The organism is Sphingopyxis sp. BSNA05 (genome assembly GCF_013265645.1).
In the GTDB taxonomy this organism is placed as follows: Bacteria; Pseudomonadota; Alphaproteobacteria; order Sphingomonadales; family Sphingomonadaceae; genus Parasphingorhabdus.
On the sequence record NZ_PYIA01000155.1, the window covers coordinates 1 to 16789 of the forward strand.

17 protein-coding genes and 3 pseudogenes are annotated in these 16789 nt (G+C 60.1%); 10 read left to right on the plus strand and 10 right to left on the minus strand.

Annotation, left to right across the window (positions count from 1 at the left end; all coding sequences use genetic code 11):
- The coding region (locus C8024_RS18380; protein ID WP_173207873.1) for a pitrilysin family protein at nt 1-556 on the minus strand (556 nt) is incomplete at its 3' end.
- Nucleotides 557-666: 110 nt separating this feature from the next.
- Nucleotides 667-1293, minus strand: a complete 627-nt coding sequence (locus C8024_RS18385; RefSeq protein WP_240616696.1) for a class I SAM-dependent methyltransferase — start codon at nt 1291-1293, stop codon at nt 667-669.
- A 71-nt stretch (nt 1294-1364) separates the two neighbouring features.
- Between C8024_RS18385 and C8024_RS22270 the strand changes: the two genes are divergently transcribed.
- Complete coding sequence (locus C8024_RS22270) at nt 1365-1718, plus strand: antibiotic biosynthesis monooxygenase (protein WP_254306086.1); 354 nt, start codon at nt 1365-1367, stop codon at nt 1716-1718.
- A gap of 18 nt (nt 1719-1736) precedes the next feature.
- Nucleotides 1737-3083 carry an MFS transporter gene (locus C8024_RS18395; protein WP_254306087.1) on the plus strand — a complete coding sequence of 449 codons (1347 nt, stop codon included), beginning with the start codon at nt 1737-1739 and terminating at the stop codon, nt 3081-3083.
- Between the two features lie 10 nt (nt 3084-3093).
- Here the strand turns inward: C8024_RS18395 and C8024_RS18400 are convergent.
- Nucleotides 3094-5374, minus strand: a pseudogene (locus tag C8024_RS18400) (CDC48 family AAA ATPase).
- 385 nt (nt 5375-5759) lie between these two features.
- Here C8024_RS18400 and C8024_RS18405 point away from each other — a divergent pair.
- Entirely contained in the window at nt 5760-6638 is an 879-nt protein-coding gene (locus C8024_RS18405; RefSeq protein ID WP_173207877.1) for a LysR substrate-binding domain-containing protein, read from the plus strand.
- A 12-nt stretch (nt 6639-6650) separates the two neighbouring features.
- Here C8024_RS18405 and C8024_RS18410 read toward each other — a convergent pair whose 3' ends face one another.
- Both C8024_RS18410 and C8024_RS18415 read right to left on the minus strand, forming a co-directional pair.
- A complete protein-coding gene (locus C8024_RS18410; protein ID WP_173207881.1) occupies nt 6651-7214 on the minus strand; it encodes a carboxymuconolactone decarboxylase family protein in 564 nt (187 codons plus the stop codon).
- A gap of 9 nt (nt 7215-7223) precedes the next feature.
- Nucleotides 7224-7672 (minus strand): annotated as a pseudogene (locus tag C8024_RS18415) (peptidylprolyl isomerase).
- A gap of 162 nt (nt 7673-7834) precedes the next feature.
- On the opposite strand from C8024_RS18415, the gene mgtE reads away from it, so the two are divergent.
- Complete coding sequence (gene mgtE / locus C8024_RS18420) at nt 7835-9244, plus strand: magnesium transporter (RefSeq protein ID WP_173207884.1); 1410 nt, start codon at nt 7835-7837, stop codon at nt 9242-9244.
- On the opposite strand, the gene C8024_RS18425 is transcribed toward mgtE, so the two are convergent.
- Nucleotides 9234-9650, minus strand: coding sequence for a hypothetical protein (locus C8024_RS18425; protein WP_173207887.1), 417 nt, complete (start codon nt 9648-9650; stop codon nt 9234-9236). The two genes, mgtE and C8024_RS18425, sit on opposite strands and share 11 nt — an antisense overlap.
- Nucleotides 9651-9808: 158 nt before the next feature.
- Between C8024_RS18425 and C8024_RS18430 the strand changes: the two are divergent.
- Nucleotides 9809-10221, plus strand: a pseudogene (locus tag C8024_RS18430) (DUF1489 domain-containing protein).
- Here the strand turns inward: C8024_RS18430 and C8024_RS18435 are convergent.
- From C8024_RS18435 to C8024_RS18450, 4 genes are all read right to left on the minus strand, one after another.
- Nucleotides 10218-11240 carry a glutathione S-transferase N-terminal domain-containing protein gene (locus C8024_RS18435; RefSeq protein ID WP_173207890.1) on the minus strand — a complete coding sequence of 341 codons (1023 nt, stop codon included), beginning with the start codon at nt 11238-11240 and terminating at the stop codon, nt 10218-10220. The pseudogene C8024_RS18430 and the gene C8024_RS18435 sit on opposite strands and share 4 nt — an antisense overlap.
- 1 nt (nt 11241) lies before the next feature.
- On the minus strand, nt 11242-12147 hold the full coding sequence (gene nudC / locus C8024_RS18440; protein ID WP_173207893.1) for an NAD(+) diphosphatase: 906 nt from the start codon (nt 12145-12147) through the stop codon (nt 11242-11244).
- A gap of 67 nt (nt 12148-12214) precedes the next feature.
- A complete protein-coding gene (locus tag C8024_RS18445; RefSeq protein WP_173207896.1) occupies nt 12215-13558 on the minus strand; it encodes a serine hydrolase in 1344 nt (447 codons plus the stop codon).
- A gap of 22 nt (nt 13559-13580) precedes the next feature.
- The gene (locus C8024_RS18450; protein WP_173207899.1) at nt 13581-14621 is read right to left on the minus strand and encodes an A/G-specific adenine glycosylase; all 1041 of its coding nucleotides are present in this window, start codon (nt 14619-14621) and stop codon (nt 13581-13583) included.
- 101 nt (nt 14622-14722) lie between these two features.
- Between C8024_RS18450 and C8024_RS18455 the strand changes: the two genes are divergently transcribed.
- From C8024_RS18455 to C8024_RS23865, 5 genes are all read left to right on the plus strand, one after another.
- Nucleotides 14723-15331, plus strand: a complete 609-nt coding sequence (locus C8024_RS18455; RefSeq protein WP_173207911.1) for a DUF721 domain-containing protein — start codon at nt 14723-14725, stop codon at nt 15329-15331.
- Entirely contained in the window at nt 15328-15708 is a 381-nt protein-coding gene (locus tag C8024_RS18460) for a thioredoxin domain-containing protein (RefSeq protein ID WP_173207902.1), read from the plus strand. The genes C8024_RS18455 and C8024_RS18460 overlap by 4 nt, the downstream gene beginning before the upstream one ends.
- A gap of 28 nt (nt 15709-15736) precedes the next feature.
- Nucleotides 15737-16018, plus strand: a complete 282-nt coding sequence (locus C8024_RS18465) for a hypothetical protein (RefSeq protein WP_173207905.1) — start codon at nt 15737-15739, stop codon at nt 16016-16018.
- Nucleotides 16019-16054: 36 nt separating this feature from the next.
- Nucleotides 16055-16519, plus strand: a complete 465-nt coding sequence (locus C8024_RS23860) for a thioredoxin domain-containing protein (protein ID WP_367947433.1) — start codon at nt 16055-16057, stop codon at nt 16517-16519.
- The coding region (locus C8024_RS23865) for a DsbA family protein (protein WP_367947434.1) at nt 16479-16789 on the plus strand (311 nt) is incomplete at its 3' end. The genes C8024_RS23860 and C8024_RS23865, both read left to right, overlap by 41 nt.

The following is a 16789-nucleotide window of genomic DNA, read 5'->3' on the forward strand; positions in this document are numbered from 1 at the left end:
CGACCAGCCCGTAAGGCTGATTGTCACCCTGCCGCTTCTCGTTCGAGACAACGCCGATCTGGTTGTCGAGCTTCTCCTGCGTCACCGCGCCGAGTAAATAGCCCATCCGGTCGCTTTCGAGGAACAGGGCCACGTCCAGCGCAGAGGTCGGGACAGTCTGGAAATAGTTCGTCCGGTCGAGCCAGGTCGTGCCGTTGAGATCGGTTGCGCCAATCTGCCGCAGCGGTTCGAAATAGTCGCCCGGGGCATTTTCCGACCCGTTGAACATGATATGTTCGAACAGATGCGCATAGCCGGTCTTGCCTTCAGGTTCATGGGCCGAACCGACGCCATACCAGATGGAGACCGCGACGATCGGAGCCTTGCGATCGGTGTGGACAAGGACCTTCAAGCCGTTGTCGAGCGTGAATTCCTCATAGGGAATATCGACTGCCGCGACCAGTTCGCTGACCGGCGCCGGCTCGGCGGATTCATGATGCTTGGCCAGCGCGGGCGCAGTGACCGTCAACGCCGTGGTGGTCAGCGCCAGCAACAGGGAACGGGACAAACGGGACATCGGGATATTCCTCTCAATCAATATGACATATTTCGGTGTTGAACATGGCGCGAAACCGCCTCTGGCCTATTGCCGGCTTCGACCAACGCCATTCAGGCGTCGACCAACGGCTATTTTGCCTTCCACCCCCAGAACAGATGACAGGGCAGGATATTCCAGAGCGAATAGCCGCTGTCGATATGGTCGAAATGCGGGGTCATGAAGTCGCGCGCCTTCTTGACAAACTGGTAGACCAGAAAGGCACCGCCCGGCCGGATCGCGTCATAGGTTTCCTTGGCGATTTTCGGACCGAGCTGGTCGGGCAAGGTCGAAAAAGGCAGGCCCGAGAGAATATAGTCGGCTTTTTCGTGGCCAAGCTCGCGGATGATCTTCTGCACGTCGGCGGCGGAACCGTGGATCGGGTAGAAGCGGCTGTCGCGGATCGACTTGCCCAGATAGTCGATGAAATCCTCGTTGAGATCGATCACCACCAGAGCGGCGCCCGGCTTCAGCCGCTCGAGCACCGGCCGGCAGAAGGTCCCCACGCCCGGACCATATTCGACAAACAGGTCGCATTCGTCCCATTTGACCGGTTCGAGCATCTTGCGGACCGTGACATCCGACGAGGGAATGATCGAGCCCACCATCACCGGATGTTTGAGAAACCCCTTGAAGAAAACACCCCAGGGGCCAAGACGGCGCTCCAGGCCCGACTTGATGCGGTCGGTTATTTTCGTTTTGGCGACACTGTTTGACAAACCATTCCTCCGGCGACAGATCAAACTGTCTTACTAAAGCGTTACAGCGCCGGTGACAAATATAATAGCGGTTGCCCGGTGCAATCCTCCGGTTAAAAGATCATCATGACGCTTTATCCGAACGACTCCATCGCGGTGATTTTTGCGCGCAACGCACCGGCACCGGTGAAGAGGACTATCAGGCCGCCGCAGCGGCAATGGGCGCGCTCGCCGCGCAGCAACCCGGCTATCTCGGCGAGGATCATGCCCGCTCCGCCGACGGCTTCGGGATTACGGTCAGCTACTGGCGCGACGACGCCAGCGCCAGAGCGTGGCGCGACAACCCGGAACATGCACGGATCCGCGATCAGGGCCGCGACAAATGGTACAGCGCCTACAGCCTCCACGTCGCCCGCATCGAACGAGCCTATGACTGGCAGAAATAGCATGGCATAGGAGCGCCCATGGCCGATTCTCCCGATTTCGAAACGCTGGACCGCAAGCTGTCGGCCCATCCCGATGCCAAGCCGATAGACAGCACCCGCATGGCGGTACTGTTCTCGGTGATGCTGGTGACCGCTTCGGGCAACACTGCCATGCAGTCGATTTTGCCGACCATCGGAACGCAGCTCGATATCCCCGATTTCTGGGTGAGCGCTGCGTTCAGCTGGTCCGCCCTGCTCTGGGTCTATACCGCGCCGAAATGGGCGCGCCAGTCCGACCATCGCGGCCGCAAGGCGCTGATGCGGCTGGGCATGATCGGCTTTACCACATCCTTCGCGCTGGCCGGTCTGGCGCTGTTTCTCGGACTGCTCGGATGGTATAGCGCGCTCTGGACCTTCATCCTGTTCGCCAGTTTTCGCAGCCTCTATGGCGGCCTAGGATCGGCAGCGCCGCCAGCGGTGCAGGCCTATGTCGCGGCCCGCACCGCGCGCGCCGACCGGACCAAGGCACTGTCGCTGATTTCCTCCTCCTTCGGACTCGGGACGATTGTCGGCCCGGCGATTGCGCCGCTGCTGATGATACCGGTGCTCGGCCTGTCCAGCCCGATGTTCGCCTTTGCCGCTATCGGGATATTGGTCATGATCGCGCTTGCGGTAAAACTGCCGAATGACAATCCGGGCTATCAGGCGCGGGGCGTGGTGACGTCGGAGCCGTACAGCTCCGCCCCGTCCTCCAGCAGCCTGAAAGAAGAGGATGACAGCAGCGAAGAGGAAAGCAGCGCACCGCCCCGATTGCGCTGGGGGGATGAGCGGGTCAAGCCGTGGCTGATCACCGGCATCTTGGGCGGTAACGCCCATGCCCTGATCCTCGGCGTCGTCGGTTTTCTCGTGCTCGACCGGCTCGGCCTGCGCGGCGACCCGGAAATGGGAATCCGGATGACCGGCCTGGTATTGATGTCCGGCGCGGCAGCGACCCTGCTGGCGCAATGGGGCCTGATTCCGCTGCTGCAGATGGGACCGCGCTCCTCGATCCTGTGGGGTATGGTGCTGGGTGCCTTCGGCTGCCTGATCATCGGCCTGTCGCACGACCTGTACGGCATCATCATCGGATTTGCCGTGGCATCGCTGGGTTTCGGCCTGTTCCGCCCCGGTTTCACTGCGGGTGCATCGCTCGCCGTCAAGCGGTCCGAACAGAATGGCGTGGCCGGCATTGTCGCATCGGTCAACGGCATGGCGTTCATCGCTTCGCCGGCCTTTGGCGTATTGCTCTATACCTATGCCGGCCCCTGCCCTTCTGGCTGGCGACCGGCATTTGCGTGTTCCTGTTCGCCTGGGGCTTCAAAACCCTCAAACTCGATGAACGGATAGACAGCGACCGTTAGTGTTTGCTGTCCTTCACCGGCGTCAGCATGCCCGGCGAGACAAAACCGATCGGCTCTGCCCGCATCGCATTCTGCTTCAGCTGTGATTCCATTTTGGAATATTCTTCCTCCATTTCCTCGGTGACCGAAGCCCGGCTGTCCTCCAGCGCCTTTTCGAAATGCTTCATCTGGACGGTCTCGACGAGCCCGCCAAATTCCCGCAACGCATAAAGCCCGGCCCGGCGGACCAGATCTTCCAGATCGGCGCCGGAATAGCGGTCCGTGCGTTCGGCCATATCGTCGAGATCGACATCCTTGCCGAGCGGCATTTTCGCAGTGTGGATCGCCAGGATCCGGCGACGGCCGGCCTTGCCCGGAACCGGGACATAGATCAGCTCGTCAAAGCGGCCCGGCCGCAGCAAAGCCGGATCGACCAGACCGGGACGATTGGTCGCGCCGATCAATATCACCGACTGCATTTCTTCCAGACCGTCCATCTCGGCGAGGATCGTGTTGACCACCCGCTCGGTGACCTGGGGCTCGCCCATGCCGCCGCCGCGTGCCGGTACCAGACTGTCGATCTCGTCGATGAACAGGATAGTCGGCGCCACCTGCCGCGCCCGCGCGAACAGCCGCGCGATCTGCTGCTCGCTCTCGCCATACCATTTGGACAGCAGGTCGCTCGATTTGGTGGCGATGAAATTGGCCTCCGCCTCGCGCGCGACCGCCTTGGCCAGCAAGGTCTTGCCGGTACCCGGCGGGCCATAGAGCAGAAGCCCTTGGCCGGACGGATACCCAACCGGATGAAGGCTTCCGGATTTTCATCGGCAGCTCAATACCTTCCTTGAGCCGCATCTGCGCCTCGTCGAGGCCACCGATATCTTCCCAACGGACATCCGGTGCCTGGACCATGACTTCGCGCATCGCGGAAGGCTGGACCCGTTTCAGGGCTTCGATGAAATCCTGCCGGTAGACGACCAGTTCCTCGAGCACATCCGGCGGCACATTTTCCGATTCCAGATCGAGCATGGGCATGATCCGGCGCACCGCTTCAATTGCCGCCTCGCGGGTCAGGGCCGCAAGATCGGCTCCGACAAAACCATAGGTTGTCCGTGCAAGTTCCTTCAGATCAACCGTTTTGTCGAGCGGCATGCCACGCGTATGGATGCCGAGTATCTCGCGCCGTCCGGCGACATCAGGAACGCCGACAATGATTTCCCGGTCAAAGCGGCCGGGCCGGCGCAGCGCCTCGTCGATCGCCTCCGGCCGGTTGGTCGCCGCGATGACCACCAAGTTGAGCCGCGATTCGAGACCGTCCATCAGGGTCAGCAGCTGCGCCACCAGCCGCTTCTCGGTTTCACCCTGTACCTGTCCGCGTTTCGGCGCGATCGAATCGATCTCGTCGATGAACAGGATCGAAGGCGCAGCCTTGGTTGCTGCTTCAAAAATCTCGCGCAGTTTCTTTTCCGATTCGCCATAGGCCGAGCCCATGATTTCCGGACCGTTGATCAGGAAGAACTCGGCTTCGCTTTCATTGGCCACCGCCCGGGCAAGCCGGGTCTTGCCGGTTCCCGGAGGGCCGTGCAGCAACACGCCGCGTGGCGGGTCGACACCGAGCCGGGTGAAGAGTTGCGGATAGCGCAACGGCAGTTCGACCATTTCGCGAAGCTGGTCGATCGTTTCGTGCAGGCCGCCGATATCGTCATAAGTTACATCGGCGCGGCGATGCTCGGTCGATTCCTCATATTCCGGCCGCAGTTCCACTTCGGTTTCCTCGTCGATATGGACGATCCCCTTTGGCGTGGTCGCGATGACATTGAGCCGTATCTGGGTCAGGGAAAAAGCCGGCGCTGCCAGCATCTGCCGCAATTGCGGCGGCATGTCGCCGCGATCGACCTGCTGCTGGCCATGGGTTGCGACAAAATCCCCGGCCTTGAGCGGACGCCCCATGAAGCTGCGCTTGAGACCACCGCCATTGCCCTGCAATCGCAGATCCTTTTGCGCCGGGCCGAAAACGACCTTCTTAGCCGGCTTCGATTCGACCTTGCGAATTTCGACAAAGTCGCCCGCACCGACGCCGGCATTGGCACGCTGCAGGCCGTCGAGCCGGACAAAATCCAGCCCTTCGTCTTCCGGATAGGGCAGGACCGCCCGCGCCGGAGTTGCCTGTTTGCCGACAATCTCGACGACATCGCCCTCGATCAACCCGAGTTTCCCGAGATTGTCGCGCGACAGACGGGCCAGTCCGCGACCGCTGTCCTCCGGCCGGGCATTGGCAACCTGCAATTTCAGGCGCATATTATCGTCTTCGCTAATAGCTTTGTTTGGCTCTGGATCGGACACTGGGGCGTATCTCCTCGATATCGTTTCGGTTCTTTCCAACAAGATAGGGATCGCCACACCGATATGCGAATCAGATTTTCAGATGGCGCGACGCTTGACCGGAATCTGCCAAAAAAAGGCCAGTTCCGAAGAACTGGCCTGAAAAGTTTTAGGAGAGGATGCCTGAAAGGCCCACTCTGAATGCATCGAAACCCATTTTGTGCAAGTGCGAAAAGAACATTGTAGGTTGCATATCTTGCAACTTATCAATAATGCTAGTGACAGTTTTCCGCCATTCCCCTCGAATCGGTCCTAATTTTGCGTTGCACAAAGCTGATTCAGACACAATATTGGTCCTTCTATGCGTCGTCTTCCTCCCCTTCGTGCCCTTGAGGCCTTCATCCGTGTAGCCCGGCTGGGCTCATCAAAAGCTGCGGCAGCGGAGCTTGCGCTGTCCGCGCCTGCGCTCAGCCGGCGAATCAAGTCGCTGGAGGACCATATTGGCAAGCCGCTGTTCGAGCGGCGCAACCAGTCAATGGTCCTGAACGGCGATGGTCATGCCTTGCTGAAAGCGGTCGCCCCGGCGCTGGAAGTGATCGGCGAAGCGGTTGACCAGATGACCGTCACCGGCGGAGACATGCGTTTGCGCCTTGGCGTACTGCCCCTGTTCGGCGCCACTCGCCTGTTGCCGCGCCTGCCGGAACTCAAGAAACTCTATCCCAAGCTGCATATCAATGTGGACACCTCGTCCCATGCCGAAAATATGCTGGGCGATGCCGTCGATGCGGCGATCATCATCAGCGATGATGTCGATCCCAATCTCTATGCAGTGAAGCTCGACAGCAACAAGGTTTACGCCATCGCATCGGTAGAGCTGACCAAAGGACCCAATGCGATCAGCAAGCCGGAAGATCTGCAGCACCATAATATCCTGATCCACAGCAATATGACCCGCGCCTTCGACCAGTGGAAAGAAGCGGTGGGGCTTCCCGATTTGCAGCCGGCCGGTATTGACCATCTCGACAGCGGCCCGCTTATGCTCGAAGCCGCAGCACAGGGTCTCGGCATCGCGATCATGCACGGTGGCCATTTTTCCGATGCCAATGATTCCCGGCTGGTCCGCCTGTTCGACCATCAGGTCGACAGCCCGTACAGCTACTGGTTCGTATGCCGCAAACGCGACATGAAGAACCGCGCGGTGCGGATTTTCCATGACTGGGTGGTAAAAGCGGGCCTCTAGCCCCCTGGGCCGTCAGGCCTTCAGATCGGGATCCAGTTCCAGATCATCGTCGAGCTGCACGCCGAAACTGTTCAGCAGCATCGATACTTGGCTATATTGGCCCACGGTCATCACCAGATCCATCCGCTGCTTTTCGGTCAGTTCCGAAAGGGCAGCCCAGGTGGAGTCCGACACATGGCCATCGCTGGTCAGTTCATCGGTGGCGCGGAGCATCGCGCTTTCGGCCGGCGTCCAGCCCGGCGCGTCCGGCCCGGCCTTGATCCGTTCGATTTCAGCATCGGTCAGACCGCAGTCCTTGCCGATGCGGACATGTTGCGCCCATTCATAGCCGGACTTCCAGTTGAAGCCTGTGCGCAGGATGACAATCTCGCGCTCGCGGGCGGGCAACGCGTTATGATCGGACAGGATATAGCCGCCCCACCACATGAAGGCCTTATAGGCCTTCGGCGCCTTGAGCAGCGTCCGGAAGATATTGAGAATCTTGCCGGTCTTGAAGCGCTCGCCCAGCATCGCCCGGTGCTCGGGGCCGAGCTGTGACTCGGCGAGCGGGGCGATCCTGGGTTTGTCGAGACGCATTTTTTTAAATCAGCCGAGGGTTACGGACTTGATCGCGCCCGGCTTCGCTGGCGGTTCACCCTTGGGCAGCGCGTGCACCGCTTCCATGCCGGAGGTCACTTCGCCCCAGACCGTATATTGGCCGTCGAGGAAACCGGCATCGTCAAGACAGATGAAAACTGGCTGTTGGCGCTGTTCGGGTCCATCGTCCGGGCCATCGAGCAGGTGCCTTCGACATGCGGCTCGCTGGAAAATTCCTGTGCGATATCGGGCTTGTCGCTGCCGGACATGCCGGTACCGGTCGGGTCGCCGCCCTGCGCCATGAAGCCGTTGATCACGCGGTGGAAAACCACGCCGTCGTAAAAGCCTTCGGCGGCCAGCTCGGTGATCCGCGCGACATGGTTGGGCGCGAGATCCGGACGGAGCTTGATCTCAACATCGCCTGTATCCAGGTGGAAAGTCATTTTTTCATGGGACATCGGGTGTTTTCCTTTGCGTTCATTGAATCGGTCTTGCGGGGCATATAGGCAAGGCCTCGGGAAAAATCACCCTGCCTTAGGATAATTGTCACAAAAGATTGCAATTGCAACGGTGCAACGCCTAATAAGCAGCCGAACACGCGCACAAAGGGGAGCACCGCGATGACCGACATCAACGACGCCCCCGACGCAGTCATCGACCGCGAAGAGGTTCTCGACGAGGACAACAGGCTGACCGACGAATTTGTCCGCTCGGTTTCCGAAGCGGTCGAGGACAATAACAGCGTCCTGGCGCAGGAGCTGGTCAACCCGCTCCACAATGCCGACATTGCCGATCTGTTCGAGCTGGTCGACGCCGATGAACGGGCGCCGCTGGCCAGCGCGCTTGGCGATCTGGTCAGCGCCGATGTGCTCGCGGAGATGAACGAGCATGTCCGCGAAGGCCTGATCGACGTGCTCGATGCCGGCCAGATCGCCGACCTGACCGAACAGCTCGATACCGATGACGCGGTTGCGATTATCGAGGATCTCGACGAGGGCGAGCAGCAAGCGGTTCTTGCCGAGCTGGACGCCGAAGACCGCGCCGCGATCGAAAGCGCCCTCACCTATGAGGAAGAAACCGCCGGCCGGATCATGCAGCGCGAATTTGTCGCGGTGCCCGAACATATGAAAGTCGGCGACCTGATCGACTATCTCCGCAAGAATGACGATCTGACCACCGAATTCTGGGAAATCTACGTGGTCGATCCCGCTTTCCGGCCGATCGGCACCTGCCAGCTCAGCTGGATACTCAGAACGCCGCGCGACATCGCCATTGCCGACGTCATGAAGCGGGAACAGACGTTGATCCCGGTCGACATGGACCAGGAAGAAGTGGCGCTGCGCTTCCAGAAATATAATCTGATCTCCGCCGCGGTCATCAACGACGACGGGCGCCTGATCGGGATGATCACCGTCGATGACATTCTCCACATTGTCGAGGACGAGGCCAGCGAAGACGTGCTGCTGCTCTCCGGTGCCGGCGACGGCGACATCAACGAGCCGATCCGCGACAGTTACAAGGCGCGTGTCCGCTGGCTGATCACCAATCTGGCGACCGCGCTGGTGGCGAGCTTCGTGATCTCGATTTTCGGAGCAGCGATCGAGCAGATGGTCGCGCTGGCCATATTGATGCCGATCGTGGCCTCGATCGGCGGCAATGCCGGCACCCAGACCATGGCGGTCTCGGTCCGCGCGCTGGCCATGAACGAGCTGACCCGTTCCAACACCCGCCGGATTATCGGGCGGGAATTCCGGATCGCGCTGCTCAACGGCGCCACCATCGCCATTTTGGTCGGGATCGGCACCGGTCTGGTCTTTGCCAACCCGATGCTGGGCGGGGTTATCGGACTGGCCATGCTGATCAATATCGTGATCGCCGGTTTTGCCGGCATATTCGTTCCGGTCATGCTCGACCGGCTGGATCAGGATCCGGCGCTGGCCTCTTCGGTGTTCGTCACGATGATCACAGACACTATGGGCTTTCTCGCCTTCCTCAGCCTCGCCGTCGGCAGCGGGATGGTCAGCCTCTAGGCCTGGAATAAGCGGCAGCAAAATTGCCGAGATCGTGATAGATTCGCTCCCGCTCGCAATCGCCCAGCATTTCGTAACTGAGCGAATCAAAGCCGGGGCGGTTGTCACCGGCCGCCAGCCGGATTGCCGCGACCAGCCAGATTTCATCCGGTGTGGTCAGCGAGGAGCAGGGCCTCCCGATCTGGAACGGTTCCTGCCAGGCCGCTCCGATGGTCTCTGCCAATATCAATATCCGCGTCGCCGCCCGCCGTCCCCCCAGGCGCTCCGACAGATGGTCCAGACAATCATAGCTGTTCTGGCTGGCGACCACGGCGAGCCGGAAAGCGATGATCAATTTTGCCTCGACCGACGGCAGCGACCGGATATCCGGTAACGGTAGTAATAGTTTCTCCAGTATCTCGCTCAATCTGTCTCTCCTCGATGTCCGATTCCCTTTACAATATGATATTGATAATCATTTGCAATAATAATCTTGCGGGATTTGCCTGCCGTCCTTGACCTTTTCGGTCCTTCCCCGCCCCGAACCCGCTTGACTAAAGCGGTCGCCCCCCACAGATATCACCCATGCCACTCAATATGACCAAGATTGCCTATCGCAGCGAAAGCCCGGCGACGCTGCGCAAATGGCTGGAATCACACAAGGACAACAGAGCAACCGGCGGCGAAGCGCGGCTAACCACCCGCTATCTGCCGAAACGGCACGAGGAAATGGTCGGTGGCTCGCTCTACTGGATCCACGCCAAGAAAATCGTCGGTCGCTCGCCGATCATCGGCTTCATGGACAATGGCCAGGGTAAGCAGTGGATCAGACTGGAACCGAAACTGGTCGCCGTCCAGCCGATGCCCAAGCGCGCCCATCAGGCTGGCGCTATCTCGAGGAAAAGGACGCACCGGCCGATCTCGGTGACGGGGCCGAAGGGGCCGAGGAAATGCCGGCAGAAATGCTCGGCGAACTGGCGAGTCTGGGACTGGTCTAGGCGACCACGAACAGGGCTTCGCAACCCGTGCCCGCCAACAATCTCTCGATCTGGTCCCGGGCTTCACCGGAAAGCCCTTGATAAGCTTCGCGCAGCGCCAGCAGACATTTCGCCTGATAGGGAAAAGGCGGCTGCTGCCATTTGCGTCCGTCAATCTCCGCTTCGACCGAATCCGCACCGGACTGGACGGCCTGCGCATTGGCGATCAGAAACGGCGCATAGGTGCGGCCGATTTCCGACAGCAGGTCTCGCAGCGAGTCCAGTTGATCGTCAGCCAGCCAATGCCCGTCCGCGTGCCCGGACAGGTCCTCCATCCGATCCACCCATGCGCGCACTCTCTGCGCATATCTGTTGGTCAGCGCCATGGATGTCGGCTCGACCTGGGTGAGCTGTGTCAGTTGGCCATGAAACGCAAAATCGCAGGAGGAGGGCCGGCTTCCCAATATGAAGCCTTGCTCGCGGATCAGACGGTCGAGGACACCGAGCAGCCGGACGTAGCTGTCCTCGATCGTCTTGGCGGTAACCGCGTTCGATCCGACAACATAGAGCCGGTCAATCTGGCGCGTTGAAAATTGCGCCGCCATCGCGGTGACCTGTTCATCCGGCAGATTGGGATTGGCCCAGTGGATCAGCAGCGGCGCGACATGGTCGGCGTCCGCCTGAAAGGCCCAGCGGAAATGGAACATCGCCTTGGTCAGCCATTCGTCGGCATAATCCTCTATCAGCAGATCGAGAAAGCGCAGCGCTTCATTTTCGGGAATGACCGAACGACCGCCATGCTCTCTCTCAAGCCGCCGGATGATCGGCGTACTGTCCACCACGGCCTCGAGATCGCCGTCGCTATCCGGAAAGTAGAATGTCGGCAGCAGTTGCACCTTGGGCTTCGGATAACCCTCGGGCGCGCCCGTCGCGCCACCCCAGATAATATTATAATCGATATGCCGATAGCGCAGCAGCGCCAGCATCTTGCGCGTATAGGGCGATCCCGGCGCGCCCATCAGTTCGAGCCGGCGCGCCATATCAGCCCTTCTGCTCCACCCAGTGCTTCAGCAGATCATGCGCGATCGCGAAAGGCGGCGGCGCGACGAACAAGGCACCCGGCTCGCCATTCATTGCCGCTTTCACCTCGTCGAGCGAGAACCAGGCCGCTTCCTCGATTTCTTCTTCATCAAGCGTCAGAGTGGGATCGTCGGTGACACTGGTGCAGGCGATCATCAGCGATGACGGGAAAGGCCAGGGCTGGCTTGCGACATAGCGCACGTCCCGCACATGAATTCCGGCTTCTTCGAACAATTCCCGCTTCACGCAACCCTCGATACTCTCGCCGGGCTCCAGAAAGCCGGCCAGGGCGGAAAAGCTTTTCGGCGGGAAGCGTGGCTGGCGGCCGAGCAAGACCTTACCTTCGCATTCCGACAACATGATCGCCACTGGATCGGTGCGCGGGAAATGCTCCGCGCCGCAGCCGTCCTTCTCGCGGTCGCACAGGCGCGCCCAGCCCCCCTTCCGGGATTCGGTCGGTTTGCCGCATTGCGCGCAAAATTGATGTCGTGCGTGCCAGTCGACCAGACTCCGCGCTGTCGCGTAGATCGCCGCCTGATCTGCGGGCAAGCTGCCCAAAGTCTGCCACAGCGCCCGGTTGGCGGCAGGACCGGCATCCCCTGCCCCGTTCAGTTCGGCAAAATAGGGCGTGTCACCCTCGATACCGAGCAACAGCAGATCATTATCCGGCGATGCCTCATAGGCGGCACCCCAGGCCAGATCTCCATAATCGTCGAACACCGGATTGAGACCATCCAGCTTGAGCAGCTTCGCCCGCGGGTTCATCATCGCAGCGCGCAACCGGTCCGGATTGACCCGCACCTGATCGGCCCGGTCCAGCGTTCCACCGGCAAAAGTCGGCACTATATTATTTTCAACTGTCGGCATCTTGGCTCCCGGACATTTTCATATTTTTATATCGTTGCTCCCCGGAAAGGGAGAATATTTGGTGCCCTCAGGGACTGGTCTTGCCCGCTCCTGCCTGTTCCGCGCCGGTCAGGTCTGCATAGACATATTTCGGGAAGTCCGACTGGAAGGGATAGCTGTTCGACGGTATATATTGGGTATAGCCGCCGGCTCGCAGTCCGCGCACCGTGTCGACGAAGGCCGATGTGCCGGCTGCCCCGCCCCAGCCGAACGTGCCGGCTGGACTGACATCCGTGCCGAGGCCGGAACGGCCGCCCGCGCCAAAGCCGTGATTGGCTACCCAGGTCCCTTCGGTGCTGGCGGTCTCGGGCAGCAGATTGGAAATGCCGAGCTTGACCGTTTCCGGTTTCATCACCTGCACATCGCCGACGGTGCCCAAGCCCAGGATCATCTGCAGGAACTTGTCATAGTCGCCGGCGGTTCCGACCAGACCCGTGCTGCCAAAGGCAAAAGGCGGCTTGTCGAGATAGATGCTGGTGGCGCCCGGATCAATCGGGATCAGCGACCCCGCGAAGGGTGCATAATTGTCGGCCAGATCGGCGGCGCGGTCGGCCGGGACCTGATAGAATATGCTGCTCATGCCCAGCGGTCCGAACATCCGTTCCTCAAGAAACTGGTCGAGCGGCTTGCCGGAAACTTTCTCGATCACCGCGCTCAGCACGTCATGGCTGAGCGAATAGCTCCATTTGGTGCCCGGCTGGTAAACCAAAGGCATGGTCGCCAGGCGCTGCATGAAGGTCATGATGTCCGGCGTCGGCGCGCTGCGGTCAAACCCGGGAATCGGATTGCGGCTGACGCGACCGGGCGTCAGACCCGCATCGAGATAGGCTTTCTGGATCGGGCCCTTCGAAATGATCGTATAACCCAGACCGGCCGTATGGGTCAGCAGTTGCCGGATCGTGATCGGGCGCACCGCCGCCACCGTATTTTCAAGCGGGCCTTCCGGTTCGGTCAAAACCTGCATATCGGCGAAATCGGGGAAGATGTCGGACAGCGGCTGGTCCAGCGCAAGCAGTCCATCCTCAATCAGCATCATCGTCGCCATGCCGGTCACCGGCTTGGTCTGCGAATACATCCGCCACAATGTGTCGGGACCGACCGGCCTGTCGCCGCCCAGTTTCAGCGACCCGGCGGCGATGACCTCCGGCGCCTGCTGACCAAAACCGATCATCGCCATCATGCCGGCGACTTTCTTTTCCGCAACATATTGGTTGATGATCTTGGTCAGGCCCGGGAAATTGTTCGCCGCTTCGCGAGCAAGGGCAATGCTTGGCATGCCTGCCAGAAACGCGCCGGCACCGATTCCGCCGAGCACGGAGCGCCGGGAGAAAGATGGCCCAAGTGAAGATGTTGCGAGTCTGTCAGCGGTCATTTTTCTTCCTTCATTTTCCATTTTACGGCCTTGGCATAAAGGTTGGCAATCCCGCCTCCGCTATATCATCCAGCGCCCACCAGATATTGTCATCCTTGTTAGTAACGATTTTCTCGTCCTGATAAACCGCCAAATCCACTTCGAGCGAAAAATGGGTGAAGCTGTGCTGAACGATATTGTCATGCACCCGCCACGCGCCCGCCATTGGCGGCGTCGCATGGCCGTCCCTACCCGCAGCCCAGCCATCGTCAGGCAAAGCCCGCATGCCGCCGAGCATCCCTTTCGGCGGGCGCGTGGCGAGCAATATCCGGCCCTGCTGCTCGATCCAGAAAAAGCGGGCGCGGCGGACCGGCTTGGCTTTCTTCGGCGGTTTGACCGGAAAGGCCTCCACATTGCCGAGCGCAAAGGCGGCGCACTGATCCTGCACCGGACAGATTCCGCATTTCGGATTTTTCGCGGTGCAGATCGTGGCGCCGATGTCCATGCAGGCCTGGGCGAAATCGCCCGCGCCATGGCGCGGCGTGATCGCATCCATCGCCGCGCGAATTTCCGCCTTGCCCTTGGGCAGCGGCGTGTCGATGGCGAACAGCCGCGCCACCAGCCGCTCGATATTCGCGTCCACCACCACCGCCCGTTCGCCAAAGGCAATCGCGGCGATTGCCGCCGCCGTATAGGCGCCGACACCGGGTAGCTCCAGAAGTTCAGACTCTTTCTGAGGAAAGAGTCCGTCTTTATTATCAGTGATATATACCGCACATTTGCGAAGATTTCGCGCCCTAGCATAATAGCCGAGGCCGGCCCAGGCGGCCATGACATCCGCTTCATCGGCCTTCGCCAGGTCCTGTACCGTCGGCCAGCGCGTGGTGAATTTCTCGAAATAGCTTTTGACCGCCGCGACCGTCGTCTGCTGCAGCATGACTTCGGACAGCCAGACATGATAGGGATCGGGCAAATTGCTCCCCGGCGGCGAACGCCAGGGCAGCTTTCGCGCCTTATCCACATAATGTGCACCGATATTGGCAGAAATTTTACGTACTTTGGCGGGGAAGCTATCGACGGCCATGGCCGCGCCATGCCATAAAAGGACATAATGGCGAAGAAAATTGGCAAAATCGGTGATGAAAAGGCGAAAAGCGCCGAAAACGGTAAAGCCGCGCCCGGAAAATCGCCAAGAAAAGCCGCCAAAAACCGGCCGCCAAAGCATATGAGAAATATCAGCGTCCGCGCGGCGGTCCGGCGAAAAGCATATCCGACCTGGTGCCCGAAATCGGCCGCGCCGCCTTTCGCCGCTACGGCTTCATCCAGAGCTCGGTGGTCAGCCGCTGGGCCGAGATTGTCGGCGAACGCTATGCCGCCGTCTCCCTGCCCGAATCGATCCGCTTTCCGCGCGGCGAAAAGGAGGGCGGCACGCTGCATCTGCTGGTCGGCGGCGCTTATGCGACGATGATGCAGCATATCGCGCCGGACATTATCGAACGGGTCAACCGCTTCTTCGGCTATGGCGCTGTCAGTCAGATAAGATTCAGACAAGGCGTCGTAACACCCAAGAAAGACAAGGAAAAAAGGGTCCCCCTGCCCGCTTCGCTGAAGCCCGCACCGATCCAGCTGGGCGAAAATTTGCGCGATATCGGCGACGCGGAACTGAACCGGGTGCTGGAGTCCCTCGCATCGGCAGTTGCAAAGGCGGAAGCGGACCCTAAGAAAGAGGCGCAGCAAAGCATCAGGATCATCGGCAAGATCGGTGGCGGCGAGAAGAAGAAGGACCGGACATGAAGTATAGAAGCGCGTATCTTGCTTCGGCATTGGTAGCATCGGTTGTGATGGTCGCGCCGGCTGCGGCGCAGCAGACCGACTGGACCAAGCGGGTGACCCAGTCGACCATGGGCGGCCATGTCATGGGCAATCCTCTCGCCCGGCACAAGCTGACCGAATATATGAGCTATACCTGCAATCACTGCGCCGCCTTTGAGCAGGAATCGCACAGCCCCCTGACCACAAAATATATCAAAAAGGGCCATGTCAGCTTCGAGGTTCGCAACCTGATACTCAACCCCATCGATCTGACTGCGGCCATGCTGGCCCGTTGCGGCGGCCGCACAAAATTTTCGGCAATCACCGGGCCTTGCTTCTCCAGCAATCGACCTGGCTGAAAAATTCCAGTCGGCATCGCCCGAAGTGATGAAGACGATCAACGACGGTACCGTTCCACAGCGGCTGAAGAAAATTGCGGCCGCTGCCGGTCTCGACACGCTGATGAAAGGCCGGGGCTATACGGCTGCCCAGATCGACACCTGTCTTGCGGACAAGGCCGAACAGGACAAGATATTGGCGATGACGGAATATGCCACGACAACGCTCAAGCTGACCGGCACCCCGAGCTTCACGCTTGCCGACCAGCCGCTTGCCAAAGTCCACAGCTGGACAGCATTGCAACCGAAATTGGCGGGCCTTCCGCAATAGACATTCGATCATTTCAAAAAGAAGCAGGAACAGAATATGCGCACATTCAACTATATCGCTCCCATGGCTCTCGCGCTGGCTCTGGCCGCATGCGGCGAAGCAAGTGAAGGCGAGGCAGGGGCAAACACCTCCGGTTCGATCGAAGCCGTAGAGGCCCCTGCCGGACAAAAATGGTCTGAAACCGTGTCGAAAACCGAAGCCGGCGGCATCGTCATGGGCAATCCCGATGCGCCGCTCAAGCTGGTCGAATATATGTCGATCACCTGCTCGCACTGCAAGGATTTCGGCGAACAGGCCTTTGCTCCCTTGCGCGACACTTATGTCGAGAGCGGCCGGGTCAGTTTCGAAATCCGCAATTTGTCCGCGATCCACTGGATCTGTCGGCGGCCATCCTGTCTCGCTGCGGTGGCGAGACCCCGTTTTCCCGCTGACCGAACAGGCCCTGAGCAATCAGACCGCCATGTTCGAAAAAGCGCAGGCGATGGGAGACGCCACCTATAATGATATCTTGGCATCCGCTCCGGAAACGCGATTTGTCCGTCTCGCCGAACAGCTTGGCCTGATCGCCTTTTTCCAGCAGCGCGGCATTTCCGAAGATCAGGCGAAGGCCTGCCTTGCCAACACGGCGACGGCCGAAGCGCTGATGAATGACACGCAGAAAGCGGTCGAAGAATATGATATCCAGGGCACTCCGACATTCCTGCTCAACGGGCAGAAGGTCGACGGCACCAACTGGGTCGCTGTGGAAAGCAAATTGAAGGAAGCGGGCGC